General features: G+C 58.7%; 26 protein-coding genes and 1 pseudogene. 10 read left to right on the top strand and 17 right to left on the bottom strand.

What is annotated here, in order from left to right; translation table 11 throughout:
* The first annotated feature begins 31 nt into the window (after window positions 1–31).
* Both D7241_RS01980 and D7241_RS01975 read left to right on the top strand, forming a co-directional pair.
* A complete protein-coding gene (locus D7241_RS01980; RefSeq protein WP_408100092.1) occupies window positions 32–583 on the top strand; it encodes a peptidylprolyl isomerase in 552 nt (183 codons plus the stop codon).
* A 69-nt stretch (window positions 584–652) separates the two neighbouring features.
* Window positions 653–1,066: a DUF6306 domain-containing protein gene (locus tag D7241_RS01975; protein WP_408100091.1), complete on the top strand. Its 414-nt coding sequence runs from the start codon at window positions 653–655 to the stop codon at window positions 1,064–1,066.
* A gap of 101 nt (window positions 1,067–1,167) precedes the next feature.
* Here D7241_RS01975 and D7241_RS01970 read toward each other — a convergent pair whose 3' ends face one another.
* The 5 genes from D7241_RS01970 to D7241_RS01950 all read right to left on the bottom strand — a co-directional run bounded on the left by D7241_RS01970 (window position 1,168) and on the right by D7241_RS01950 (window position 7,399).
* Entirely contained in the window at window positions 1,168–2,433 is a 1,266-nt protein-coding gene (locus tag D7241_RS01970) for an Hsp70 family protein (protein ID WP_408100090.1), read from the bottom strand.
* A gap of 139 nt (window positions 2,434–2,572) precedes the next feature.
* Entirely contained in the window at window positions 2,573–3,919 is a 1,347-nt protein-coding gene (locus tag D7241_RS01965; RefSeq protein ID WP_408100089.1) for a spinster family MFS transporter, read from the bottom strand.
* Window positions 3,920–4,045: 126 nt separating this feature from the next.
* Window positions 4,046–4,828, bottom strand: coding sequence for a hydroxypyruvate isomerase family protein (locus tag D7241_RS01960; protein WP_408100088.1), 783 nt, complete (start codon window positions 4,826–4,828; stop codon window positions 4,046–4,048).
* Entirely contained in the window at window positions 4,825–5,712 is an 888-nt protein-coding gene (locus D7241_RS01955; RefSeq protein ID WP_408100087.1) for an NAD(P)-dependent oxidoreductase, read from the bottom strand. The genes D7241_RS01960 and D7241_RS01955 overlap by 4 nt, the downstream gene beginning before the upstream one ends.
* A 694-nt stretch (window positions 5,713–6,406) precedes the next feature.
* Window positions 6,407–7,399 (bottom strand): hypothetical protein, encoded by a 993-nt coding sequence (locus tag D7241_RS01950; RefSeq protein ID WP_408100086.1) that lies wholly within the window; start codon window positions 7,397–7,399, stop codon window positions 6,407–6,409.
* A gap of 136 nt (window positions 7,400–7,535) precedes the next feature.
* Between D7241_RS01950 and D7241_RS01945 the strand changes: the two are divergent.
* Window positions 7,536–7,721 (top strand): annotated as a pseudogene (locus tag D7241_RS01945) (integrase); the annotation flags it as partial.
* Between the two features lie 21 nt (window positions 7,722–7,742).
* Here the strand turns inward: D7241_RS01945 and D7241_RS01940 are convergent.
* Both D7241_RS01940 and D7241_RS01935 read right to left on the bottom strand, forming a co-directional pair.
* Window positions 7,743–8,009, bottom strand: coding sequence for a hypothetical protein (locus D7241_RS01940; protein WP_408101216.1), 267 nt, complete (start codon window positions 8,007–8,009; stop codon window positions 7,743–7,745).
* 50 nt (window positions 8,010–8,059) lie between these two features.
* Window positions 8,060–8,416, bottom strand: coding sequence for a hypothetical protein (locus D7241_RS01935; protein WP_408100085.1), 357 nt, complete (start codon window positions 8,414–8,416; stop codon window positions 8,060–8,062).
* A 154-nt stretch (window positions 8,417–8,570) separates the two neighbouring features.
* On the opposite strand from D7241_RS01935, the gene D7241_RS01930 reads away from it, so the two are divergent.
* Window positions 8,571–9,524, top strand: coding sequence for a toll/interleukin-1 receptor domain-containing protein (locus tag D7241_RS01930; RefSeq protein WP_408100084.1), 954 nt, complete (start codon window positions 8,571–8,573; stop codon window positions 9,522–9,524).
* A 259-nt stretch (window positions 9,525–9,783) separates the two neighbouring features.
* Here D7241_RS01930 and D7241_RS01925 read toward each other — a convergent pair whose 3' ends face one another.
* From D7241_RS01925 to ttdA, 6 genes are all read right to left on the bottom strand, one after another.
* Window positions 9,784–10,932: a glycerate kinase gene (locus tag D7241_RS01925; RefSeq protein ID WP_408100083.1), complete on the bottom strand. Its 1,149-nt coding sequence runs from the start codon at window positions 10,930–10,932 to the stop codon at window positions 9,784–9,786.
* A gap of 81 nt (window positions 10,933–11,013) precedes the next feature.
* Window positions 11,014–12,348: an SLC13 family permease gene (locus tag D7241_RS01920; protein ID WP_408100082.1), complete on the bottom strand. Its 1,335-nt coding sequence runs from the start codon at window positions 12,346–12,348 to the stop codon at window positions 11,014–11,016.
* Between the two features lie 70 nt (window positions 12,349–12,418).
* Window positions 12,419–13,483 carry a tartrate dehydrogenase gene (locus tag D7241_RS01915; protein WP_408100081.1) on the bottom strand — a complete coding sequence of 355 codons (1,065 nt, stop codon included), beginning with the start codon at window positions 13,481–13,483 and terminating at the stop codon, window positions 12,419–12,421.
* 412 nt (window positions 13,484–13,895) lie between these two features.
* On the bottom strand, window positions 13,896–14,762 hold the full coding sequence (locus tag D7241_RS01910) for an oxaloacetate decarboxylase (protein WP_408100080.1): 867 nt from the start codon (window positions 14,760–14,762) through the stop codon (window positions 13,896–13,898).
* A gap of 184 nt (window positions 14,763–14,946) precedes the next feature.
* Complete coding sequence (gene ttdB / locus D7241_RS01905; RefSeq protein WP_408100079.1) at window positions 14,947–15,555, bottom strand: L(+)-tartrate dehydratase subunit beta; 609 nt, start codon at window positions 15,553–15,555, stop codon at window positions 14,947–14,949.
* Complete coding sequence (ttdA, locus tag D7241_RS01900; protein WP_408100078.1) at window positions 15,552–16,451, bottom strand: L(+)-tartrate dehydratase subunit alpha; 900 nt, start codon at window positions 16,449–16,451, stop codon at window positions 15,552–15,554. Before ttdA ends, ttdB begins: the two co-directional genes overlap by 4 nt.
* Window positions 16,452–16,920: 469 nt before the next feature.
* Here ttdA and D7241_RS01895 point away from each other — a divergent pair, with 469 nt between their 5' ends.
* Window positions 16,921–17,835 (top strand): LysR substrate-binding domain-containing protein, encoded by a 915-nt coding sequence (locus D7241_RS01895; protein WP_408100077.1) that lies wholly within the window; start codon window positions 16,921–16,923, stop codon window positions 17,833–17,835.
* A 183-nt stretch (window positions 17,836–18,018) separates the two neighbouring features.
* On the opposite strand, the gene D7241_RS01890 is transcribed toward D7241_RS01895, so the two are convergent.
* The 3 genes from D7241_RS01890 to D7241_RS01880 form a co-directional block, all read right to left on the bottom strand.
* Window positions 18,019–18,342 carry a protealysin inhibitor emfourin gene (locus D7241_RS01890; protein ID WP_255983299.1) on the bottom strand — a complete coding sequence of 108 codons (324 nt, stop codon included), beginning with the start codon at window positions 18,340–18,342 and terminating at the stop codon, window positions 18,019–18,021.
* 9 nt (window positions 18,343–18,351) lie between these two features.
* Window positions 18,352–19,410 (bottom strand): M4 family metallopeptidase, encoded by a 1,059-nt coding sequence (locus D7241_RS01885; protein ID WP_408100076.1) that lies wholly within the window; start codon window positions 19,408–19,410, stop codon window positions 18,352–18,354.
* 103 nt (window positions 19,411–19,513) lie between these two features.
* Complete coding sequence (locus tag D7241_RS01880; RefSeq protein ID WP_255983303.1) at window positions 19,514–19,834, bottom strand: hypothetical protein; 321 nt, start codon at window positions 19,832–19,834, stop codon at window positions 19,514–19,516.
* A gap of 230 nt (window positions 19,835–20,064) precedes the next feature.
* Here D7241_RS01880 and D7241_RS01875 point away from each other — a divergent pair, with 230 nt between their 5' ends.
* The 4 genes from D7241_RS01875 (at window position 20,065) to phnE (D7241_RS01860) (ending at window position 23,430) form a co-directional block, all read left to right on the top strand.
* The gene (locus D7241_RS01875; protein ID WP_408100075.1) at window positions 20,065–20,916 is read left to right on the top strand and encodes a putative selenate ABC transporter substrate-binding protein; all 852 of its coding nucleotides are present in this window, start codon (window positions 20,065–20,067) and stop codon (window positions 20,914–20,916) included.
* 62 nt (window positions 20,917–20,978) lie between these two features.
* Window positions 20,979–21,839, top strand: coding sequence for a phosphonate ABC transporter ATP-binding protein (locus D7241_RS01870; protein WP_408100074.1), 861 nt, complete (start codon window positions 20,979–20,981; stop codon window positions 21,837–21,839).
* The gene (phnE, locus tag D7241_RS01865; RefSeq protein WP_408100073.1) at window positions 21,833–22,666 is read left to right on the top strand and encodes a phosphonate ABC transporter, permease protein PhnE; all 834 of its coding nucleotides are present in this window, start codon (window positions 21,833–21,835) and stop codon (window positions 22,664–22,666) included. The genes D7241_RS01870 and phnE (D7241_RS01865) overlap by 7 nt, the downstream gene beginning before the upstream one ends.
* Window positions 22,663–23,430 (top strand): phosphonate ABC transporter, permease protein PhnE, encoded by a 768-nt coding sequence (gene phnE / locus D7241_RS01860; RefSeq protein WP_408100072.1) that lies wholly within the window; start codon window positions 22,663–22,665, stop codon window positions 23,428–23,430. Before phnE (D7241_RS01865) ends, phnE (D7241_RS01860) begins: the two co-directional genes overlap by 4 nt.
* A gap of 6 nt (window positions 23,431–23,436) precedes the next feature.
* Here the strand turns inward: phnE (D7241_RS01860) and D7241_RS01855 are convergent, their stop codons facing one another.
* Window positions 23,437–23,754 carry a DUF2288 domain-containing protein gene (locus D7241_RS01855; RefSeq protein ID WP_255983313.1) on the bottom strand — a complete coding sequence of 106 codons (318 nt, stop codon included), beginning with the start codon at window positions 23,752–23,754 and terminating at the stop codon, window positions 23,437–23,439.
* Between the two features lie 201 nt (window positions 23,755–23,955).
* On the opposite strand from D7241_RS01855, the gene D7241_RS01850 reads away from it, so the two are divergent.
* Window positions 23,956–25,074 (top strand): branched-chain amino acid ABC transporter substrate-binding protein, encoded by a 1,119-nt coding sequence (locus D7241_RS01850; RefSeq protein WP_255983315.1) that lies wholly within the window; start codon window positions 23,956–23,958, stop codon window positions 25,072–25,074.
* Window positions 25,075–25,241 lie beyond the last annotated feature (167 nt).

Raw genomic sequence — 25,241 nt, 5'->3', positions numbered from 1 at the left:
ACCAAGCTTCCATCCAAACCAGGAATACACCATGAAACGACTTGTACTTGCCGCCTGCTCATTGCTGCTGGCCGGCAACCTGCTCGCAGCGGAAAACCCACATGTGCTGCTGAACACCAGCATGGGCGAAATCGAAATCGAGCTGGAAGCGGAAAAAGCGCCGATCAGCGTGAAAAACTTCCTCAGCTACGTGGAAAGCGGTTTCTACGACGACACCGTCTTCCACCGCGTCATTCCGGGATTCATGGTTCAGGGCGGCGGCTTCAGCGAAAACCTCGACCAAAAACCGACCCAGGAGCCGATCAAGAACGAGGCCGACAACGGTCTGCATAATGTGCGCGGCACGCTGGCTATGGCCCGCACGCAAAATGTCGATTCGGCTACCAGCCAGTTCTTCATCAACCACCGCGACAATGACTTTCTCGACCATGGCGGCCGCGACTTCGGTTATGCGGTGTTCGGCAAAGTGGTGCACGGCATGGACGTGGTCGACCAGATCGCCCAGGTGCCGACCGGCAACCGCAGCATGATGCAGAACGTCCCACTGACGCCGGTGAAAATCGTTTCCGCGAAGAAGCTGTAGCACCCACCGATGGACACAGCGCATGTATCGTCCCGTGCGCTGTAATCGCTGCAACAGGAGATCTAGCGAATGGCCGAACAGAACTATCTCAACACAGCCGAGGGCGAAGCGAAGCTGCTGCAGGATCTGCTGACCGCCGAGCGCGCCGGTGCCAAGGTTGCGGGGGAAAGTCTGCAGGAATGCAGCGATCCGGCACAGCGGCAGTTGCTGGAACAGATTCGCCAAGGCGAGATCGACAGCTGCAAGCTGGTGCTCAACTGCCTCGCTCATCTGGGCATCGAGCCGAACCGCGAAACCGGCGCGTTCTATGACAAAGCCATGGCCATCGAGTCACTGGACGAGCGTCTGCCCTTCGTCGACAAAGGCCAATTCTGGGTCATCCGCAAGCTGCGCGAATACCTGCCGGGCTGCGAGGACGCATTTATCCGCACCGAGCTGGAAAAGATGTTGAAGATTCATGAAGTGAACAGCCAGGCCGCCTGATTCCAGGCTGAGCCTTTTCGTGGCAGGACGTAGCGACGCAAGTCCCGCCTCGCCCAACAATACTGCCAGCGCGCCACCAATCTTGCAGGCTCTGAACGGCTTCAGCCGTAGCGTTTCTTCGCCTCGATGGCCAAACCGCTGCCGATGCTGCCGAAGCGGTTGCCTTCGACGTGGCGCGCCTGCGGCAGCAGCGCTGCAACACGCTGGCGCAGTGCCGGGATCGCGCTGGAACCACCCGTGAAGAACACCGTGTCGATGTCCTCGTGCTTGAGCCCGGCACTGACCAGCAATTGACCGACGTTAACGCGGATGCGTTCGAGCAACGGTTCGATGGCCGTTTCGAATCCTTCGCGGCTCAGGTTTGCTTGCAGCCCGGTTTCGATACGCGCGAAATCGATCAGATATTGGTTCTGCTCAGTCAACTCGATCTTGCCCTGCTCCACTTGCATCGCCAGCCAGTGCCCGGCGCGTTGCTCGATGAGGCTGAACAAGCGGTCGATTCCGGTAGGATCGACAATGTCGTAGCGCATGCTCTGCAACGCGCGCAACGAAGCCGGCGCATAGACCGCATTGATCGTGTGCCAGGTGGCGAGATTGAGGTGCGTGCTGGTGGGCATCGGCGCATCACTCTTCATCCGGCTACCGTAGCCGAACAGCGGCATCACGCCCTGCAGGCTGAGCTGTTTGTCGAAATCGGTACCGCCGATATGCACGCCCGAAGTGGCAAGAATGTCTTCCTGGCGATCGTCGATCCGGCGTCGCTCCGGCGACAGGCGCACCAGCGAGAAGTCGGATGTGCCGCCGCCGATATCGACGATCAGCACGCGCTCTTCCCGCTCGATGCGCGATTCGTAATCGAAGGCGGCAGCGATGGGTTCGTACTGGAACGAGACGTCCTTGAAGCCGATTTTCCTGGCTGCGGCAGCGAGGGTGTCGGCCGCTTCCTTGTCCGCCTGCGGATCGTCGTCGACGAAGAACACCGGGCGGCCCAACACCACTTCCTCGAACGAGCGCGAGGCCTGTTCTTCCGCACGCTGCTTCAACGTGCCGAGAAACAGCCCGAGAATGTCTTTGAACGGCATGGCGCTGCCCAGCACCGTTGTTTCGCTCTTCAGCAGTTTGGAGCCCAGCAGGCTTTTGAGCGAGCGCATCAGCCGCCCCTCGTAGCCTTCCAGATACTCGGCCAGGGCCAGCCGGCCATACACCGGGCGGCGCTCCTCGACATTGAAGAACACCACTGAAGGCAGGGTGTGCTGATCATCCTCAAGGGCAAGCAGCGGTTCGCTGGCGGGACGCCACCAGCCAACGGTGGAATTGGAGGTACCGAAGTCGATGCCGCAAGCGCGGGCGGGAGACGGAGTGTGCATGTGCGGTCTGGACTGCCAAAAACGGCCGCGCAGTTTATGCGACCCTGCCAGCAAATGCTGGCCAATCGTCGCCTGGCTGAGTCGGAGATAGCGAACGCCGCTGCAGCGCCGGACTGGCGTGCAGCGGGCGTTCGATGATTCAAGCCAGTGCAGCCTCGGCGTCGCTGGCGGACTGGCTCATGCCACTGGTCATGCGTTGCGAGTCGTGACAAAAAGTCCGCGAGGCTTGGAACAGGAAGACCATAGTCAGCAGCAAGGACGCCGGAATCAGATACATCGCCCCGTGCAGACCCTCGGCACGGAATGCCTCGGTCATTTCGGCGGCACCGGCCGCGAGCATCGCCGACTCGGCAAAGTGATCCGACAGCAGCCCCACCACCACGGTCCCCATGCCGCCACCGAGCAGGTACAGGCCAGCAAAGAACAGCGCCATGGCGGTAGCGCGAAGGCGCGGCTCGACCACGTCCTGGATCGCCGTGTAGACGCAGGTATAGAAGTTATAAGAGAACAGCCAGCCGATGCTGAACACCGCGACGAACACACCGACCTCGATGCGTCCTGCCAACAGCGCATAACCGGTGGCGAGTGTGGCGATGACCATGCTCGCTGCGGCGAAAATCAGCCGGCCGCGGGCGAAACGCTGATGGATCTTGTCAGCAACCCAGCCACCGAAGGTCAACCCGATCAGACCGGTAAGCCCGACGATCACGCCGGTGGCCACCGAGGCCTCGACCAGCGGCACGCCGTGGTAGCGCATCAGCAGCGGCACCATGAAGGCGTTGCAGGCATAGGTCGCGAAGTTGAACGCCAGCCCGGCCAGCACCAGCCACCAGAAGGTTCGGATCGCCAGCACCTTGCGGATCGGCTGTTCGACGCGTTCCTGGGAAACCTTGACCGTCTCCGCCGCGCCGCGCTGCGGCTCCCTGACGAAGAAGATGAACAGTGCCAGCACCAGTCCAGGCACCGCGGCGATGAAGAACGGTGCACGCCAGCTGCCAAAGTATTCGACCATCGAGCCGATGGTGAAAAATGCCAGTAGCAGCCCCAGCGGCAGGCCGAGCATGAAGATGCCCATCGCCCGCGCGCGCTTGTGCGCTGGGAACAGATCGCCGATCAGCGAATTCGCCGCTGGTGCATAGCTGGCCTCGCCGATACCGATGCCCATGCGCACCAGTAGAAAGCTCCAGAAATTCCAGGCGAAGCCGTTGACTGCCGTCAGCCCGCTCCAGGCGGTCAGGCCCCAGCCCATGATCTTGCGACGCGAGCCGGTATCGGCCATCCGCCCCAGCGGCACCCCGGCGATCGCGTAGATGATGGTGAAAGCGGTGCCGATCAGGCCCAGCTGGAAATCGTTGAGATTCCACTCCAGGCGGATCGGCTCGGCGATGATCGCCGGAATGGTGCGGTCGAAAAAATTGAACAGGTTAGCCAGAAACAGCAGAAACAGGACGCGCCAGGCGTTCGCGGCTTGGGTGGATGGCTGCATGACGTCGCTCTCGATTTATTGTTATACGCGGCCGTTTCCCCGACCGATTTTCGACGCTGACTCTAAAGTCCTGATGCACGTCTGTCTGTCACCATCACCCCCGCTTATGCCGGGCAATGCGGCGACTCAGCGATGCTGCCACTCCGCCAGCCAGCCCAGGCTCGCTGCGGTGCCCTGATCATCTGGCCGATACTCGGCAGACAGCCAGCCGTCGTAACCCACCGCCTGCAATGCCGAGATCAAAGGCTCGAACTCCACCGCTCCCGAACCAGGTGCGCCGCGACCGGGGCAGTCGGCGAATTGCACGTGTCCGATGCGCGACCCCAAAAGATGAATGCCGGCGACAATATCCAGTTGCTGCCGCGCCATGTGATACAGGTCCAGCTGCGCCTGGCAGTTGGGGTGGTCGACGCGCTCCAGCAAGGCCTGTAGATGCTCGGGGGTGTTGATCAGAAACCCAGGCATATCCAGCGGATTGATCGCCTCGCACACGACCCGAATACCGAGCAACGCAAAGGCCTCGGCGCTCCGGCGCAAATTGTTCGCCAAGGTTTCCAGCGCCTGGTCGCGATCGACGCCTTCAGCCAGCCGACCCGGCAGCACGTTGATGCACATCGGTCGGGTCATGGCCGCGTAGGTCAGCGCTTCCTGCAGCGCGGCGCCGAACTCGGCCTGGCGCGCCGGTACTGCCGCCAGGCCGGGGCCACCCTGTGTGAAATCGCCCGCTGGCAGGTTGATCAGCACCAGCGGCAAACCGGCGCGCTCGAGCAACTCCTTGAGACGGATCGCCGGAAGCTCATAGGGAAACTGAATTTCCACGCCATCGAAACCGGCAACTCGCGCCGCCATGATGCGCTCGGCCAGCGGCAGCTCGTTGAACAGCATGGATAGGTTGGCGGCAATCTTCATTGGTCTTGCTCCCGGTACATCTGCACCAAAGTGGCTGGGTCCTGCTCGAGATGCCCTTGACTGCCATGCAGACGCATCAGCTGCGCGGCGAGCCCGGTCATCGGCGTGGCACTGCCTTCCTTGCGGGACAGCTGCACGGCGGTATCGAGATCTTTGAGCAAAGTACGAACGTGCCACTTAACCGGCTCGAATTCGCTGGCAGCCATCTGTGGCGCGAGAATCTGCAGCGGCTTGGAGTCAGCAAAACCACCGGCCAGCGCCGGCGCGATCAGGCTGGCATCAACGCCGGAACGCTCGGCCAACGCCACGACTTCAGCAATCACCAGCGCATTGCAAGCCACGATCATCTGATTGCAGGCTTTGGTCACCTGGCCCGCGCCGATCTCACCCATGTGCGTCAGACGCTGGCCCAGCTGCATCAGGATCGGCCGCACCCGCTCGACGTCTTCGCCGCGCCCGCCGGCCATGATCGCCAGGCTGCCCGCCTCGGCCCCCGCAGTACCACCGGAAACAGGCGCATCGACCCAATGCATGCCGCTGCGCGACTCGAGCTCGGCGGCCATGGCCCGGGTGGCGGCAGGCTCCAGACTGGAATGATCCACCAGCACCTGCCCTGCCCGCGCGCCCTCGACAATGCCGTCGCTGCCGAACACCACTTCACGCACCACCGCAGTATCAGCCAGGCACAGCAGGACGATATCGGCTGCAGCGCAAAGCTCGGCAGGGCTATTCACCTGCCGCGCACCGGCCTCAACGAGCGGCGCGCATTTTTCTGGGGAGCGGTTCCATACCGTCAGCGGATAGCCAGCGGCAATCAGCCGGCGACACATACGCAGGCCCATCAGGCCAATGCCAGCAAAGGCGATGGAAGGCAGTTCGGACATGGTTTGGCTCCTGGAATGAGGGAGCCTCGATTCTAGCGCCACGAAAGCCATCGCGCTGCTGGCGGGCTATATCACGGCGGATCGAGCAGGCTCGCTGGGGTCCGTGCAAGGCAAGTAAGTGTCGTGAATGAATAGCGTCTGTTCAGCTTTACAGCCTCGCTGAGCACGAGCGATACCGTAACGGTGCTGGTTGCATCGAAGCGGTCAGCAAAGCCATGGAGAAGTTTTAGCTGCGAACCTGCTTTTCACATCCGTTAATAGTTGTACAGCCCGGCCAACATTCGCTTCTGACCCGATAACAACCAGCCGCCTACGGCAGCTTCCGGCCAGAAGCTGCCGGTCGAGGCCAGCACTGAGTTGCGTACCACAGACACGCTACGTCGCAGGTAGTTGTGCCGCCAGAGTGTTTCCGCTCTCGATCCTCCGGTACGCTCGTACCAAATGGTGTAATGCCAGCCATCAATTCCAAGTAAATCGGCGAATGGCTTACTCGCAAAGGTCGATGCCTGCTGTACTCGACCGCCAGATCGACAGCGATGATCACGATACGCTTGGTCATAGGCACCTAGCCCAAGCACTGCGCAGTGAGTGATCGCTCAAAAGCGACCTGAGCGAACAATCCAACCGCAAGCACACCCTACGCTTACCACAAGAAATGACCTGGGTGTGCCTGCGACCACATGCCATGACAGCCTTATGGTGCGATACGGATACTTCCGGCCGAGTATTGCCGTTTAAGCGCCAAATCGACGTCCGCAATGAACCTTGCAGGTGACATCTGGCTGTGTTCCCCTGATAGCTTGTGTACCGCTGTCACGGTTGCTGACCGAATGCTCTGATTACTTGTGAGTTGGATAGTCAGAGTCAAATTGGATGGTTTCAAAAAGTCTGAAACTTGTCTTTCCAGCGACTTCAGTTCTCGTTCTATGAGCGAGAGAGTGCTCATCTGGTTAAGCGCAGCCTCCGCCTGCTCGATCTCTGCGTTCGTAAGGCGCGACTTGGTCGGAATTGCCTCAAGATCCTTCCGTATCACCAGTAGCCGCTCAGGATAATGTTGCTCAGCCAGCTGCAGCCATGAACCAAGCCCCTTTAGCTGTCCATACGAATGCGGGTACCAGTGTTTTTCCTCGTACTTTTCCCCGTTGGGTTTCTCGCCAATCTTTATTTGCTGGTATTCCCAACATACGTCTTGGGAACCGCGCTTCCATCGGTCTATCAGAATTCCGAATATTGTTGGTGGGAACTCAGAGCGGATATCTTCCACCTGCTCCAGCAGGCGCCTATATCCAATTCCGGCCTCTCTGACGCGAGTGATAAGACTCTCTCGTCCAGAGAGCAACACATCCACTCGGTGGCGTCGGATATTCTGTATCTCATTTGCAGAAAGCTGCTTGAGCTCACCTTGAATTTTGTCGTCATCGAGGCCCAGATGCTTCAAGGCACAGCAGTTGCCTATCAGCAGCTTCGATCCGTCTTTGCGCTCCACGATGTACCCACGCTGATGAAGTTGTGAGCAGCGTTTACCTTTTTTTAGGTACTGACAACTCGCCTCCAAGCGTATGAGTCGGTAAGGCCGTAAGGGCCGCTCATATAGCTCTTTGGTTAGAGTGCAGTCCTGGTCAATGACGTATAAAGCGTTGATATCGGCGAGCGTTCTAAGCTCAACGATGGCGTTGGATGATGGCATGCCTATTCCTCATCTGCTGTTTGCAACGTCTGTATATACAAACAGTGATTGTACAGGATGAGATTTTGATGGCTATATGCCTTCATCACATTGCGCGGACCCCGGCCAGGTACGGCTAATGAATGGCTATCCCAGAGTAGCCTGCATCGAACTGGCGGGGCTCGGCGTGCCGGTCTACAGGCCATAGCAGCGACAAAAGCTCTTGAGCACGAGGCTGTAAAAGCCAAGGTTCAGCGACGATCGGGCACGCCAACATTAGTACATCGCCGATCTATGATCGCCGGCAACACCGTCCGGAGGTTCGCCAATCTTTAGAGTCAAAACCGAACACACCAGGTTTGATTTACTCCGTTATCTCTGCTGCAGGCACCTCGAAGCTAGCCACCTCTGCATCCGAAAATTCTTTAGGAAGCAAAGCGAATAACGCGGCCATCAACGACTGAGCTTTCGATATCTGTTGGAAGGTGAGCGGTCCCTTTTGACCTTCCCGCGTCTTACCCGGAGCGTTGGGACGAAACCACCCGACGCTGATCTGAGCTGGATCAATCACGAAGCTCTGAAGCAGCTCACCATCGGATCTTCTGATGGCCCATTTTTCGCCGTTTTGCATTTATGAACACCTCGATAGTAGTCGTGCCTAAACTAGGGGCGATTCATGCGTCACCTATAGCGAGACGTTGTTTTGACTTCCTGCAGACGAAAGTAGCGGCCTCCTGATTTGAGCGCTGGAAACACCACGCACTCAGCATAAACCTGGTTGTAATAAACGTTTCCCTCCTGAATGTTGAAAAGGATAGTTCCTGCTCCATAACGGGGCTCGTGCTTGAGTCCATCAAGCGCACCGATCTCTCCGTTCTCCTGAGCTGCCTTGATAACCACGTCGCGTACTGTCTCTATTTCCGCATCTTCAGCTTCAGCGAACACTACGCACGACTTACTGGCGCTAAAGGCGCCACCAGCCCCCTGAGCTGTTCCGATACGGTTCAAGCTGATTTCAACGAGGGTGACGATCTCCATACCGCTTTCCTTTTTGATCGTGTGAGGCGGCGAGGGCTTGGCTTCGCCGACCTGGATTTTAGTTCCCAGCTGCTAGGCATTTCATGAGGCTTTGTACTTAGCGCAACGCAGGTCGTAAGATCGGGCAATACCCTATCACTGCGGAGTACTCATCTTGCCAAATGTCTTTTTCTCATACTGTCACGCTGACGAGGCGCTGCGAGATCAGCTTGAGAAGCAGCTTGCGATGCTCAGGCGGCAAGGGGTCATCAACACTTGGCATGATCGACGCATCAATGCTGGCCAGGAGATCGATGCTGCCATCGACGAACACATCAACAGCGATGAGATCATCCTGCTGTTGGTCAGCCCCGACTTCATCGCTTCGGACTATTGCTACAACATCGAGATGAAGCGGGCTATAGAACGCCACCAAGCTGGAGATGCGATCGTCATCCCGGTGATACTGCGCGCATGCGATTGGCACTACGCGCCATTCGGCAAACTGCTTGGCACCCCTCAGGACGGAAAGCCAGTCACGTTGTGGCCTGATAGGGATGAGGCGTTTCTGCAGGTGGCGAAAGAGGTGCGTAAGGCGGCTGAGAAGTTAAACAGCAAGCACATCAGCGTGAGTCCGCAAACAGATCGCGTCGACCTGACTGCTCCCCAGCAGGTAGTGCCTAATGGCCCACGATCAAGCAACCTGCGTCTCGCCAAGACCTTCACTCAGTTGGACAAAGACCGGTTCCAGCTCGACACCTTCGAGTACATCGCGCGCTATTTCGAAAACTCGCTGAAAGAACTCCAAGCACGAAATCCTGGTTTCGAGGGAATGTTCCGTCGGGTCGACGCCAATAGGTTTTCAGCGATGATCTACAAGAACGGTCAAGACGTTGCCAGGGCGTCGGTCTTTGTTGGAGGCCAAATGGGGGCGGGGATCTACTACAGCCAGGGCGCCTCGTTCAGCGGTAGCTCGTACAACGAGATGCTCACGGTACAGGCAGATGACCAATCGCTCTATCTGACGAGCTTGGGAATGACTTTCCGTAGAGGACACGATCAGAAGCTATCCCAGGAAGGTGCCGCGGAGCTGCTGTGGGAAACCGTCATCGCCCCTCTGCAGCGTTGAGCTGATGCCTGCCAGGTATCGGCGGGGCTGGGGGCGCTCCAGAATCGTTGATCCAGAAATGACAAAAGCGGCCTTAAGGGCCGCCTTAAACCATGTTTCGTCACTGGTAACGAAGCCGGAAGCTGCCCTTGGCGACCGGCAGCAATTGGCCGATAGAAGCCTCTCACTATCGTCCGCACCTGGCCGTTTGCGGCTTGGTGTTAATGTATCTAAAGGCGGTCTCTGAGCAACTACATATACAAGGATGTAAAGGTACGGGCTATTGGGACTGTAGTTCTCTGGATAACCGGAACACCCTGCCAATATCCCTCGCTAAGGCACGCAAAAGCACTGGGGCTTGCTGACAGGCATCATCAAGCGTCATGGGGCCAGAGGCCAGTGAAAAAGCGGCGTCAATTCCATGCGAGTAGAGATCGGCATATCCTTCCCCCAACGTGCCAGCGAGCACGAATACCGGAACATGATATTGGCGAGCAATCCGCGCCACTCCAAAAGGCGTCTTGCCACGCAGGGACTGAGCGTCACAGCACCCCTCTCCAGTGATAACTAAATCCGCATCCTCAATATGCCGTGCGAGTTGAACCAGATCTGCCACCATCTCGATACCGGGACGAAACTCAGCCTGAAGAAACGTGCGCGCCGCGAAACCGAGACCACCTGCTGCGCCGCAGCCCGGATAGTCACGTTGATCCTTACCGAGTAGCGCTTGGCAACAGTCAGCAAAGTGAGCAAGGGCGGCGTCCAGTACCGCTAACTCATTGTGAGTTGCACCTTTCTGTAGTCCGTAGGTCTGCGAAGCTCCGCTGGGGCCGCAGAGCGGGTTATCAACGTCGACCATCACTTCAAAAACCACCTCCGCGAGGCGGGGATCCAAGTTGCTGACGTCGATTCTGTCCAGTGTTGCCAATGCTTGCCCGCCAGGCGGCAACGGTGCTTGGTCTGAGTCCAAAAAACGTGCACCAAGAGCCTCCAGCATGCCGGTGCCGGCATCGTTGGTGGCGCTACCGCCCAAGGCAAGTACGATACGTCGCGCGCCAATATCCAGGGCTTCGAGAATTAGCTCTCCGGTGCCGCGACTGGAACTCAAGCTGGCATTGCGCTGTGCAACGGGGACTAGCTGCAGGCCGCTCGCCTCGGCCATTTCGATGATCGCGGTGCGCGATTCCGGAAGCCAGGCCCAGCTCGCGTCAACGATGTCGCCGAGAGGCCCGGTTACCAGACTGTTGCACCGCTCGCCGTCGACCGAAGCGAGAATGGCATCTAGGGTACCTTCGCCGCCATCGGCCATTGGGCACTTGACCAGCTGTGCCTCGGGAAATACCTCCTCCAAGCCTGCCTGAATTGCATCAGCGACCTCTGCTGCACTCAGGCTATCTTTGAAGGAGTCAGGGGCAACGACGATTTTCATAACAATCTCCGATCAGCAAGCATCCTTGCTGCCTAAAGCTCCCAAGCGTCGCTTGGTCGATACAGCGCGGCGAAACGCGGCTTACGAAGGGAAGAACGGAAAGAACAGCAGCAACAAAGGAATCGCGATAGCACCAGCCACCAAGATCAGTGGCAGACCACACTTCACGTAATCGGCGAACTTATAACCCCCAGCCGACAGAACCATGAGATTGGCCGGCATGCCGATCGGCGTGGCGTAGGCGCACGAACCGCCGATTACGATGGCCATTAGCACAGCGCGCGGGTCAGCGCCTAGATTGGCCGCGATCGACATACCGATCGGCACAAGCAGCGCAGTGGTGGCCGTGTTGGACATGAAATTGGTGAGTGCGCAGGAAATGAAGAAGATCACGACCAGCAAAAGAACTGGCGACGGCTCTGTGCCGAGCAGGTTCATAATAGTCGAGGCTACTGCCGCACCAGCCCCGGTCTGCTCAAGAGCGCTGGCCAAAGCCAGGGTGCCGCCGAAGATGAAGATCGTCTGCGTGTCGATGGCCCGGTAGGCCTGCTTTTCGGTCAACACGCCTACCAGTACCAGAAACGCCGCGCCGCCGCAGGCGGTAATATGCAGCGGTACGCCTATAGCGCTCTCGAACACCATGCCGAGTATTGCTGCGATCATCACAACCAGCGAGGTGATTTGCTTCCACTTCGGTACCGAGCTGAAATCATGACTGACCTCATTTTCGCCGGCGACTGCTTTTGATGAACCAGCCGGCAGCAGACGATAACCAAAGAAGGCGAAGTAGATAATGCCGCCGGCTAGGAGCGGCAAACCAACCTTGGCGTACTCAAAGAAACTGAACTCCAGACCGACATTCTGCAAGGCGCTCTGTGCAATCAGGTTTCCTGGTGCGCCGATCAGCGACAGGTTGCCACCCATCGCAGCAGCGAACACCAGGGGCATCAGCAGCCGCGAGCGCGAAAATCCAGACTTTGCCGCGATGCCGATAACCACCGGGATCAGGATGGCTGCAGTGCCAGTATTGGAGAGGACTCCTGAGAGCAAGCCGACAATGACCATGATCGCAACGATCAGCTGCCGCTCGGTCTTGGCAAAACGTGTAACCAAGCCTCCGATACGGTTCGCCATTCCTGTTTCGAACAAAGCGCCGCCGACGATAAACATGCCGACGAAGAGAATCACGTTAGTGTTAATGAAGCCGTTGAACGCTGATTTCGCGTCAAGCACGCCGGTCAACACTAGCGCCAAGCAAACAATGATGGCGGTTAGCGCCAGGGGAATCCGCTCCCAGACAAACATGACGGTTGCGAAAAGCAGCAGGAACAGGGTTATTTCGATAGGGCTCATTCGGTTCCCTCCTCGGTTCAGGAGGCTCCATATGGTTATTTTTGTAATGGATGCCTGGCGCATCTGAGCACCAGGCAGAGCAACGAGTTATTTCGGACGACTTCCGCGCGCAGTAAAGCGCGGCGATTGGGGATCAGATCTCGCGTGCAATTGCCGCTAGAACTGCATCGGTCACCTGTCGAGTCGTGGCAGTACCACCCAGATCGGGGGTATGCAGGCCACTGACAGTAACCTCCTCAATCGCACGCATCAGGTGCTCACCAGCTTTCTTCTCACCGAGATGCTCGAGCATCATCACCGCAGTCCAAAAAGTCGCGATGGGGTTGGCAACGCCCTTGCCAGTGATATCGAAGGCCGAGCCGTGAATGGGTTCGAACATTGACGGGAAGGTTCGGTCGGGATTGAGGTTGGCCGTTGGCGCTATCCCCAGGCTGCCAGAAAGGGCTGCGGCCAGATCCGAGAGAATGTCGGCATGAAGGTTAGTGGCCACGATGACGTCGAGCTTTCCGGGCTTGAGCACCATAGTGGTGGTTACCGCATCCACTAGTTCGCGGTTGGTACGCACATCTGGATAGTCCTTCGCCACTTCGGCGAAAACTTCGTCCCAGAGCACCATCCCGTGGCGCTGGGCGTTCGACTTGGTCACGAGTGTCAAGTGCTTGGCAGGACGACTGCGTGCCAGTTCAAAGGCAAAGCGATGGATACGCTCTACCCCTACGCGGGTGAAGGTGGAAACCTCAGTGGCAACCTCGATCGGCAGGCCCTGATGTACCCGGCCGCCACTGCCCGAGTATTCGCCTTCTGAGTTCTCGCGCACGATTACCCAATCAATAGCTTGGCCATTGCTAAGCGGGCTCTTTACCCCGGGTAGCACGCGCGCCGGACGCACATTGGCGTACTGATCGAAGCCTTGGCAGATTGGCAGGCGGAGCCCCCAAAGCGAGACATGATCAGCAACTTTAAGGCTGCCGACGGCGCCGAAGAAGATCGCATCAGTCTTCCGGATCTCGGTCAGCCCACCTTCAGGGATGTAGTAGCCGTGCTCGAGATAGTATTCAGAATCCCAGGGGTAATGCGTGACATTAAAACTGAAGCCGCCCAAGCGCTGGGCCAAGCTCTCAAGGATTTCCAAGCCAGCGGCAATTACTTCGGTGCCGATGCCATCGCCAGGGATGGCCGCGATGTTGTAAGTCTTCATGCTGCGCTCCACTTGTTTTTATTAAGGAGGATGACCGCGATGCTGCGACGAGCCGAGTATAAGCAGTGAAAACAAACAGATTGATCGTCTTAAAATCACAACTTTAATGAATTGAAGTTAACAGTTCGCGAGCTGCAAACAGCAGAGCGGGTCAGCACGCCGCACTCGCCGGGCAGCGAACATTACGATGACGTAGACGCACATCAATCGCTTCAAGGAATTTTTTGCCGTCGGCAAGGCGAAGCACGGTCGCTGTACTTAGCAACGGCGCCGCGTGACGGGAAGAGGTTGGCGCTCGAGGCTAGACAAGACTGTGCTCTGAATAGAGCGTAACGGAGCGCCGCGAAAGGGGCGGCGCGGATGGGATGGTTGAAGCGATGCAGGCCAGTGCCGTGCGAGCGCCAGCGTAAGGTTATTCGCTGAGGTTCAGATACTGCCGCGCCCAAGTGATGTAGTCATCGGGGCTGGTGTATCGAGCCACCAATTGCGAAGCGGTAAGACCATTTCCGACGGCGATACCGCGTTGCTCACGAAGACTGTCGTAGGTCGCCTTGATAGCTGCGAAATAAGCAGCGTGTCCGTTTACCACGATGCGTACGCCAAGCTCGGCCAGGCGGCTGTCGTTCTGTAGATCCGGGTTGCCGTAGGTGACTAGCATCAAGGGTACCTGCAAGCCTTCGGTGATTACTCCAAGCTGATCGAAATCCTTCACACCAACCAAGCAAATGGCGTCAACGCCGGCGCCTTGATAGGCGCGGGTTCGGTGGATGACCTCATCCAGCGGCTGGGCACCTGCATTCGTGCGCCCGATTATTACCAGAGCACTATCCACACGCGCAGCCTGGGCTGCGCGCAACTTGCCGATACCTTCCTCGACGCTAATCAGGTCGTACGATTTGCGGCCGAAGTGGGCAGGTAGCAATGTGTCTTCGATTGTCAGCGCCGACACGCCCGCTCGCTCCAGCTCTGCAACTGTACGCATGGTGTTAAGGGCGTTGCCGTAGCCATGGTCAGCATCGGCAATAACCGGAAGGCGCATGACACGGCCGATGCGCGTGGCCTGCTCGGCGAACTCACTGAGGCTGATCAGGGCGATGTCTGGTGCGCCTAGAACCTGAAGAGACGCGACCGAGCCACCGAGAATTCCGACCTCGAAACCAAGATCAGCAGCGATGCGAGCCGACAGTGGATCGAACACCGAGGCAGTGTGATGACATGTTGGAGTAGCAAGCAGTGTGCGAAACACATTGCGCAGCTCGTGGTGACTGGAGGTGCTCATGGTCATATTTCCCAGTTCGAGTGCTGGGCAACTGTCCTCAGGACTTGTGCCCAAGGGTGTGGGTAGCCGGAACGATTCGCCGTCGGCCATGCCCGGAATAGGTGAAGATGAGATCCGCTGTTCGGCGGTTTGGCGCCAGCGGCTTTCACGGCGTGAAAGCCGTGAAAGCCCTTGCCGAAATGGATTACTTGATGAACCGCACCTGGCTATTGATCTTCTCGATCACCGAACTTTTGCGCTCGTTAAAGCGCACCTTGTTCTGCTCAAACAGGTTGTTGCCCTTGGTATCGATGGAGATGATCAGGGGGCCGAACTCGCGCACGCGATTTACCCATAGGGTTTCTGGCATACCGAGATCCTGCCATTCAGCACGCTCGATCTCTTCCACCTTGGTTGCTGCCAGCACCGCACAGCCACCAGGGAACACTGCATGAACCGCCTTGTTTTCTAGGCAGCCGGTTGTGGTCTCAGGACCCATGCCTCCCTTGCCAATGATCAGCTTCACGCCGGTCTGCTCGATGAACGCCTTCTCGAACTTCTCCATACGCATGCTGGTAGTCGGACCGATGGATACCATTTCGAAGCTGCCATCGTCTTTCTTACGCACAATCGGCCCGGCGTGGAAGATCGCTCCGCCACGCAGGTCAACTGGCAGCTCGCGCTTGAGCTCAATCAGTCGGCGATGCGCCACATCGCGACAGGTCACCAGCTGGCCGGTCAGGTAAACGATGTCACCAACATTGAGCGACGCCAGGTCTTCATCCTTAATCGGAGTGGAAAGAATCTTTTTCACAGAACTACTCCTTCATGAGAAAGGATGTCGTAGGACAGGTCGGCATTAATGCGGATCTTGCCGCGGCGATGCGCCCAGCAGCCGGTAGAGACCGCAACGCCGATCGTGGAGGGATGACGCGCCGATGACTCGATGTTTACCCCCATCACACTGCTGTTACCGGTCAACCCCTGCGGGCCGATGCCGATCTCGTTGAGGCCTTCCTCGAGGAGCTTCTCCATCATCGCGGCATTTTCGTTCGGGTGGCTGGAATCAACCGGACGCAGGATTGCACGCTTGGACAGGCGCGCCGCTGTCTCCACCGAAGTGGACACGCCTACACCTACCAGCAGGGGCGGACAAGCGTTGATACCGCGAGAGGTAATCACGTCGAAAACGAATTCGGTCACGCCCTCGTAGCCCTGACCGGGCATCAGCACCTTGGCCGATCCCGGCAAAGTGCAACCACCACCCGCCATATATACGTCAATCAGTGCGTAATCGGCGTCCGGGATGATTTCCCAATCCAGCCACGGAATCTTCGAACCGGTGTTGGTGCCGGTGTTCTTCTCGTCGAAAGTCTCTACAGCGTTGTGACGCAGCGGCCCTTTCTTCGTCGCTTCCAAGGTAGCGTTCTGCAGGATGTCCTCCAGCTCGCCAAGCAGCGGAAATTTCGCGCCGGCAGAGATGAAGTATTGGATCACTCCGGTGTCCTGGCAGCTGGGACGGTCGAGCTTGTCCGCATAGTCTTGGTTCTCGGCCATCGAGTCGTAGATTTCGATAGCCAGCGAATTGGTCTCCGCGGAACGCAATTTGGCAGTCTTTTCTTTAACGTCTGTTGGCAGGCGCTTACCAATGTAAGCGGTGAACTTTGCCATCACGTCAGTCAGCGACTGGACAGCTGATTCGTTATCCATTTTTTGTTTTCCTCATCTGCATCAAAGGCTAATGGGCTTGCATCGTTGCGTAGCTAGGCAAAACGAATTTGAACCGTATTGCCTGGACTAGACACGAAGGCTGGGTGTGCGCCGCACAGGGGCGCGGTGCGACTACTCGTCGTAGCCATGAACGCGTGCGCGGAATGAGCTAACTCGGTTGACTCACCGGAGCGCGGTTGAGTCTGGTCTCATGAGGCGTCCAAGCTTCATACCTGCGGCCTACACAACAGTGGACGCATAATTCGCATGAAGTCGTCTGGCCATGCTCTTCCTCCAAAATTATTGTTATGAGCAAGAATGGGCAGCACTGGTAACTGCCCGCTGCACGTCGCCCCCCCTCGCCCGCGGTCGATCAAGGTGAGCAACTAGTGCGTGGGGACAAAGTAATGGTTTTCCTTGAAGCGTGTAATACAATGAAAATAACTTCATTATTTCTTTAAGGTTAACTATGAATCCCGTGTCTGAACTCGCCTTCTTCTCTCAGCTTGTCCGCTTGGGCAGCCTTGCGGCGACCGCGCGTGAGCTCAACCTGACACCACCGGCGGTGTCCAAGCGACTGGCACAATTAGAACAGCGCCTCGGCGTACGTCTGCTAAATCGCACCACACGCAGCATCAGCCTTACCGCCGAAGGCGAGCTCTACATGAACAGCGCTCAGCGCATCCTCCGCGAGATCGAGGAAATGGAGCGCCAAGTGTCCAGCAGCCGGGCCATACCTAAGGGCCTCCTACGCGTTAACGCCCCCCTAGGTTTTGGACGGACACATGTCTGCCCAGCGATTTCTTCGTTCGTCCGGCGCTATCCGGAGGTCGAGGTGCAGCTACATTTGAGCGATCGGCCGATCAACTTGCCGGACGACGCCATCGACGTCGCTATTCGCTTCGGTGACTTGCCTGACTCCCGGCTAATCGCACGAAAGATTGCAGCGAACCGGCGCAGGCTGTGTGCTGCTCCGTCTTACCTAGCGACCCATGGTCACCCTCTAACCCCAAAAGATCTGATGCAGCACAACTGCATCGTGCTGCGCCAGAACGATTCAGCCTTCGGCGTGTGGCGACTCAGTCGGGGGAAACAGAGCGAGGCGATAAAGGTTCGAGGCAACCTCAGCACAAACGATGGGGAAGTGGCCTTGAACTGGGCATTGGAGGGGCACGGCATCCTGATGCGCGCTGAATGGAACCTCGCCAGCCACTTAAGTAGCGGCCGCCTGGTGGAGGTACTGCATGACTACGAAACCCCGCCCGCAGATATCTACGCCGTCTACCTTGAGCGTCTAAATCTATCTGCAAAGGTGTCCTTCTTCATCGAACACCTACGCGAGTTCTTCAGCCTCAACAGCGATGGTTTTTATCCTTCAGTTTAGAAAGTTGGCTTCGGGCGCGCCTGGCTAACATAAGATGGGTGACTGCTTATGCCGATTCCTAACGGTCGTGTTCGCAGCTCTATGTTGTTTGCAATCCATCGACAGACGGCAGTCAGCCACGCAAAAAGCAGGGAATTGACTCGCTCTGCGGTCCTGCTCAGTGACCAAGTTCAAGTGCAACGCTCACGTCACCTCGCCCTTGTCCCACAGTCGCACCAGCTCACCGGGCGCCTGCTCTTCCGGCACCTGCAGGACCATTTCGTCGTCACGCTCGTTTTGCCTATAGCGCAGCTCGATCTGGTAATAGCGTCGATCACCCTGCCCGCTATTGCTGGCTGCCAATGGCAGACAACCTTCCAGCACGGAACAGATCTGCCCGCGTTGCTGCTCGTTGCAGTTGGAAAAATCGATCTGGCGCGGACGGCTGAGCGCCTGCAATGTCGCAAAGCCGCCCTGCCGCGAAAGTCGCAAGGTCGTGTCGTTGCCCAACGCCGGTAGCTGTTTCATGGAGCCTCCTCAGTTCGGAATCACGCCTACGTCCGCCCAGGCCTGTTCGACGGCCTGAACCTCGCCGCTGCCCGCGGCAAAACGAGTGACGGCGTTCTCAATGGTTAGCCGGGCGAACGCGGCGAAATCAGCATCATTGGCCAGACGACGGTCACACAAGGTGTCATACCAGATGCGCCCGGCCTTTTCCCACGCATAGCCACCCAGGGCGGCGGCGACCAGATAGAAAGCGCGATTGGGGATGCCTGAATTCAGGTGCACACCACCGTTGTCGTCGCGGGTATCGATGAAGTCACGCATATGTCCAGGCTGCGGGTCCTTGCCCAGTAGCGGGTCATCGTATGCGCTGCCGGGATTGGCCATCGAGCGCAGTGCGTCGCCCTGTACCTTGTCGGTCAACAGCTCGGCGCCAATCAGCCAGTCGGCCAGATCTGCCGTCTGCCCGAGGCTGAATTGTCGGACCAGCACGCCGAACACATCCGACATTGACTCGTTCAGCGCACCGGACTGATTGAAATAAACCAGCCCAGCCTCGCTTTCGGTAACGCCGTGCGCCAGTTCGTGGGCCACCACGTCCAGCGACAGGGTGAAGCGATTGAAGATTTCCCCGTCGCCATCGCCGAACACCATCTGTGCGCCATTCCAGAACGCGTTCTCGTAATCCACTCCATAGTGAACCGTGCCGACCAGCGGGAAACCGCGGTTATCGATCGAGTCCCGACCAAACACCTTCCAGAAAAACTCATGGGTCGTGCCGAGCGCATCGTAGGCCTCGTCAACTGCCGCATCGGCGACTGGCGGCTGGCCCTCGATCCGCGCCAGTACGCCGGGCAGAACCATCTGCTGCTGGGCGTCGTGAATACTACGCCGCGGCTCGCCCGGCTGACCGCGCTCCGGCAGGACGCTGGCCATCGGCTGGCGATTCGGCGGACCCGGGTTGGGCAGTAGATTGCGTACGTGGCTCAGAGTCCCCAGCGCCCGCTCGCGCTGCCGCTGCGAGCCGTTGTCGATGATGCGGCTAAGGATGTAGGGCGGGATGAAGCCCTGGCGCGTGGTTGGATCAAGCATGGAGAGCCCCTTCAAACGACACGGGTGCGGCGTGCACCCATGCTCATCTGATCAAGTCCTGCCAGCTGCGTTTCCTGGTTCGGGATTCTTTTGCGCTAACAATTCAGCTGTCGTTCGCCGCATGACTCAGCTCGCTGGAGACGGGGTTGTTCTCCAGGGCATTGATAGCCTGATCCAATTGTTGAAGGCATAAGTCGATTGCCATCTGACGCAAAGCGTCTGGCCACTCGTGGTCGACAATCGGTTCGACCAGATCCAGGAAACTGGAATAGCCGACTAGCATGCCGTGTTCGACCATTAGGTTTTTTCCGTCAGCAAGTATCGTCACCGGGTCGCGCGCTGTGATCATCGCGCCTGCAGCGAGCAACTCATCGATGTGCTTGCGAAGGGCGTGAAGCGTCCGTTTGTCTGGCTGTTGTTCCATAGCAATCGGCCATCATCCATGAAAGGCGGCGATTCTATGCAACCGAGAACTGAATCACAAAAAATTTTTGTGACAGTCAGATTACGTTGTTTCTTTCGACCACCACACCAAACCGCCTGTCCTCATCGCGCCCCATTGACGATGACCAGCCAACGCGAAGCAATTTGCCCAGGCGCCCCTCTCTACCTCTATAATCCGCGCGCTTTCCGCTATTTAACCGGAGAACCACAATGTTGAAACGCACTTTGGCAGCCGTTACCGGCCTTGCCACCCTCTTTTGTATTGCCACCTCTCACGCTGCCGAGACCCTTCGCGTCTCGGCTATCCCCGATGAAGCCCCGACCGAGCTGATCCGCAAATTCGAGCCGCTGGGTAAATACCTCGAGAAAGAACTGGGCATGCCGGTGAAGTTCACGCCGGTTTCCGATTACGCTGCCGTGGTCGAATCTCTCGCCTCGGACCGCCTCGATTTGGCTTGGCTGGGAGGCTTCACTTTCGTCCAGACTCGTTTGAAGACCGGCGATGCGATCCCATTAGTGCAGCGCGAGCAAGACGAGAAATTCACCAGCAAATTCATCACGGCCGATCCCGAGATCAAGACGCTGCAGGACCTCAAGGGCAAGACCTTTGCCTTCGGCTCGGTGTCATCGACTTCGGGCAGCCTGATGCCGCGCTACTTCCTGATCAGAGACGGTATCGATCCGGAGCAGTTCTTCAAGCGCATCGCCTACTCCGGCGCGCATGACGCCACCGCTGCCTGGGTCGAAGCCGGAAAGGCCGACGCCGGCGTACTCAACGCCTCGGTCTGGGACAAACTGGTCGCCGCGGGCAAAGTCGATACGGACAAGGTGCGGGTAATCTCGACCACACCGCCTTACTACGACTACAACTGGACCGTTCGCGGCAACCTTGATCCGGCACTTATCGAAAAGATCAAGACGGCATTCCTCGCCCTTGACCCGAACAATCCCAAGCACAAGAAAATTCTCGACCTTCAAGCGGCGAGCCGCTTCATCGAAACCCGCCCGGAAAACTACGAAGGCATCGAGGAAGCTGCGCGCGCCGCTGGCCTGTTGAAGTGACCAGTACATCACTGCCCAAATCTGGCGCCGCAACCCGGACAGCACTGATCGAGTGCACATAAATGAGCCTCTCGATATCACGTTCGGGGTCGCTCGATTCTCGGGCGGCCGAGGCTGAGCGCACCTTGAGTCTGAGCGGGGTGGGCCATACCCACGCCAACGGCCACGTCGCGCTGCGCAGCATCGATCTGCAGATTGCCAAGGGAGAGCGGGTCGCCATCATTGGTCCCTCCGGTGCGGGCAAGACCACGCTGCTGCGCCTGCTGGCCACGCATCTGCAGCCGAACACCGGCTGCCTGAGTCTGCTCGGCTGCGAACCCTGGTCGCTGTCGGCAGCGGCACGCCAGAAGCTTAGGACCCGGATAGGCCTGGTCCACCAAGCACCGCCATTGCCGCCACGCCAACGGGTAATCACGTCGGTACTGGCTGGGCGTCTGGGGCAGTGGTCGCTGGGGCGCAGCCTGCTTAGTCTGATCTATCCGCTGGACAAGCAAGGTGCTGCTGAGGCGCTGGGCAGACTGGACCTGGCCGACAAGCTCTACGAGCGCTGCGACCAGCTCTCCGGCGGTCAGCTGCAGCGGGTCGGCATCGCTCGCGTGCTGTATCAGCGACCGGAGCTGATCCTCGCCGATGAACCGGTATCGGCGATGGATCCGGTACTCGCCGCCTATTCGCTGAGCGTACTCAACCGAGAAGCCATGCACCACCAGGCCACCCTGCTGGCCAGCCTGCACGCGGTGGACCTGGCGCTGGAGCACTTCCCACGTGTGATCGGCGTGCGCAACGGGAGCATCCTGTTCGACAAGGCCTCGGCCGAGGTGACGCCGGTCGAACTCGAAGCGCTGTACGCCAACGAACAACTGGCCAGCGATGCGGCTGCTAGGCCCACACTTAGCCAGACTCTGCATATTCCACGATGCTGAACCCCGCCTTTGCTCAGCGCGATCCTGCCGCCCGCTCGCGCCTGTTGCTGACGCTGCTGGCTCTGGCGCTGCTTTGGCCGGGACTGTCGTTAAGCGAGCTGGATCTCGGCGTGCTATTCGACGGCAGCAACGCCGATACCATGAGCGCGTTCCTGTCCGGATTCTGGCCACCAGAACACAGCGAAGACTTTCTCCTGCTGCTATGGCGCTCGACGCTGGAGACGCTCGCCATTGCCACCGCAGGCATGGCGTTGGCTTTGTCCGTCGCCCTACCCTGCGCCTTGCTGGCGACTCGCGCTTTGTCGATTTCCTCGCTCAGCCGTGGCGGCCATCCGCATTGGTGGGCGCAGGCGCTGCGCTGGCCCGTGCGGGGCCTCTTGATCGTGCTGCGCAGCGTGCCCGAAATAGTCTGGGCGCTTCTGTTCGTCCGTGCGGTGGGGCTCGGGCCGACCGCCGGCGTGCTGGCGATCGCCATCACTTATGCCGGCATGCTCGGCAAGGTGTATGCGGAAATCTTCGAATCGGTCGACCCGCTGCCGACCCGCGCAATACTCGGCGCGGGCGGCTCGCGCCTGCAGGCCTTCGCCTATGGCGTGCTGCCACAGGCGACGGGCGAAATGCTGTCCTACACCGTGTACCGCTGGGAATGCGCTGTTCGCGCTTCGGTGGTGATGGGCTTTGTCGGAGCTGGTGGGCTGGGCCAGCAGATGGATCTGTCGATGCGCATGTTCGCCGGCGGTGAAGTGGCGAGCATGCTGCTCACCTTCCTGTGGCTGGTGCTGATGGCGGATCTGCTCAGCCAGTCGCTGCGCCGGAGATACGTGTGAAGGTCCTGTCGCGCTATGTCGTGCCGTTACTGCTTCTGACGGTAGTGATAGGCGCATTCGCCTTCTTGCAACTCGAAGTGAGCGCCCTGTTCAGCGCCGACGGAATCGGCCAGATGGCCGCGTATGCGTCGGGCTTTCTCAATCCGGACCTCTCGCCCAATCATCTTCGCGCTATCGCTTACGGTGCGCTGGAAACCCTGGCGATGTCAGCCATTGGCACGCTGCTGGCGGCGCTGCTCGGCCTGTTGCTGGCATTACCGGCAGCCGGCCGTTTCGGCCTGTTGGCCAAAGGCGGCTCGCGTTTGCTGTTGAACGGGTTGCGGGCGGTCCCGGAGCTGGTGTGGGCCGCGCTAATGGTGCTGGCTGCCGGCCTGGGTCCGAATGCCGGCACGCTGGCGCTGGCATTGCACACCGCCGGTGTGCTCGGGCGGCTGTTCGCCGAAGCGCTGGAAAACACGCCGAGTGCACCCAGCGAAGCGCTGCGGTTATCCGGTAGCGGACGTATCTGCGCGTTCTGCTACGGCACCCTGCCGATGCTTTGGCCACAGTTGCTGGCTTACACGCTGTATCGCTGGGAAAACAATATCCGCATGGCCAGTGTGCTCGGTTTCGTCGGCGCCGGTGGCCTGGGGCAGATGCTCTATATGAGCCTCAGCCTGTTCCAGGAAGCCCAGGCCTCGACGGTGATCCTCGCCATGCTGCTGATGGTGCTGGCCGTCGACGCTCTGAGCGGCTGGGCACGCCAGCGCTGGGTGCGTAGCTGACCTGAGTCAGTGCAAGCTGGGCTTCGCTGCCCTTTCCTGAACCAGCACCCACGGCGCAACCACGACAGCCCATAGAGACGGATCGCGCGCCAGCCAATCTTGCGCCTGCTCGGGCTCAAGCTTGCCCATACGGCCTTCTGCCAGCCAACCCGCTACCTTTTCTCGATCGTCCTGCGCGACGGCCTGCGCCGCTTCGATCAAATCGAAGTCGCTGGCGACCCACAACAACGCTCCTCTGGCGAAGAACGGTTGCAGCTCTTGCCAGGTAATCGACGCGGTTTCGCCCAATAGCTTGGCATAGAGAGTGCTTGGATCTTCGCTCATGGGACTTACTCGTTAACGAAAGGGCGCAATGATAGCGTCCGAGCGAGCCTCATAAAAATGGATGGAATCCTGACTGTGCAAACAGGTGCTGACGCTTCTACACTGTGCCGGTACAGTTGCCGTACCGTTTGGGGATGTTTGCCTCTTAACGACACTGCAGCCCGCAGGATCCAAACAATAATGAATGCAAGTGGAGCGCATATGAAGACCACGCAGCGTCTTTCTAAACTTTTCATGGCTATCGCGTTGACAGGTGCAGCGAGCTACACGCTTGCCGCCGACACCATCAAGATCGGCTTGGCCGGCCCGGTAACAGGGGCTGTTGCGCAGTACGGGGAAATGCAGTTCATCGGTGCCCAGATGGCCATCGAGCAGATCAACAAAGAAGGGGGCGTCAACGGACAACAGCTCGAAGGCGTGGTTTATGACGATGCCTGCGATCCGAAGCAGGCCGTGGCGGTTGCCAACAAGATCGTCAACGATGAAATCAGCTTCGTGGTAGGCCACCTGTGCTCCAGTTCGACCCAACCGGCATCGGACATTTACGAAGACGAAGGCATTCTGATGATTACCGCGGCTTCGACCAGCCCGGACATCACGTCGCGCGGTTACGAGCTGATCTTCCGTACCATCGGTCTGGACAGCCTGCAGGGCCCGACCGCCGGCAACTTCATCGCCGATCACATCAAGCCTAAGAACGTTGCCGTCATCCACGACAAGCAGCAGTACGGTGAAGGCATCGCCACCGCAGTTAAAGAAACCCTGGAGGAGAAAGGCGTCAAGGTCGGTCTGTTCGAAGGCATTAACGCTGGCGACAAGGATTTCTCGTCGATGATTTCCAAGCTCAAGCAGGAAGGCGTCGACTTCGTCTACTACGGCGGCTACCACCCGGAACTGGGCCTGCTGTTGCGCCAAGCCAAAGAGCGCGGCCTGAACGTGCGCTTCATGGGTCCGGAAGGCGTTGGCAACAAGGAAATCTCGGCCATCGCCGGTCCGGCTTCCGAGGGCCTGTATGTCACCCTGCCGCAGTCCTTCGATCAGGACCCACGCAACCAGAAGCTGGTGGAGGCGTTCAAGGCCAAGAAGCAGGACCCGAGCGGCCCGTTCGTGTTCCCGGCCTATGCAGCCGTACAGGTCATTGCCGAAGGTATCGAGAAGGCTGGCAGCACCGACACCGACAAGGTGGCCGAAGCGCTACGCAGCAATACGTTCGACACGCCGACCGGTAACCTCTCGTTCGACGAGAAAGGTGATCTGAAAGACTTCAACTTCGTGGTTTACGAATGGCACCAGGACGGCACCAAGACCGAAGCCAAGTGAGCCGATAACCACCCAACCGAAGCCCACGGCATCCGCTGTGGGCTTTGTTTTAGCTGATCGGGGCTGACCCAGCCACAAGCAAGGGGCCACCCCAGCAACACCTTCAACCAAGCGAGTGGCCTGCAGAACTGGCCCGCCTCGAACAGGTAAGTGCGCGATCCGCACCG

Origin of the sequence: Stutzerimonas sp. VN223-3 (assembly GCF_045999685.1) — a bacterium.
Classification (GTDB): domain Bacteria; phylum Pseudomonadota; class Gammaproteobacteria; order Pseudomonadales; family Pseudomonadaceae; genus Stutzerimonas; species Stutzerimonas stutzeri_AR.
The sequence above is the reverse complement of the archived record's forward strand: the minus strand, read 5'-3'. Positions and strand labels throughout refer to the sequence as shown.